1 protein-coding gene is annotated in these 347 nt (G+C 57.1%); it reads left to right on the top strand.

The features are described from left to right. Positions 1-3: 3 nt before the first annotated feature. Positions 4-347: transposase (locus NX784_RS28770; protein WP_258820091.1), on the top strand; the 344-nt coding region annotated here is incomplete at its 3' end.

The raw sequence follows: 347 nt of genomic DNA, 5'->3' as shown, positions 1-347 counted from the left end.
CACATGAAGCGCTTTATCGAAGGCGAGGATCGAGGACAGGGTACGCTGCTGCCCGAGCTGTTGGACGATTACGTGGCTGAGGACAACCCGGTACGTGTGGTCGATGTTTTTGTGGAAGAGCTGGACCTTGCAGGCCTGGGTTTCAAGGGTGTGCAACCGGCGAAAACTGGCCGGCCCGCTTACCACCCCTCCGTGCTCCTGAAGCTCTACATTTACGGCTATCTAAATCGTATCCAGTCGAGTCGTCGGCTCGAGCGGGAAGCCCAGCGCAACGTTGAATTGATGTGGCTGACGCGGCGCTTGAAACCCGATTTCAAGACGATAGCGAACTTCCGCAAGGACAACGG

The sequence above is a fragment of the Massilia pinisoli genome (assembly GCF_024753285.1).
GTDB classification, from domain to species: Bacteria; Pseudomonadota; Gammaproteobacteria; order Burkholderiales; family Burkholderiaceae_D; genus Telluria; species Telluria pinisoli.
Note: the sequence above shows the minus strand (reverse complement) of the source record. Positions and strands in the feature narration are given on the sequence as shown.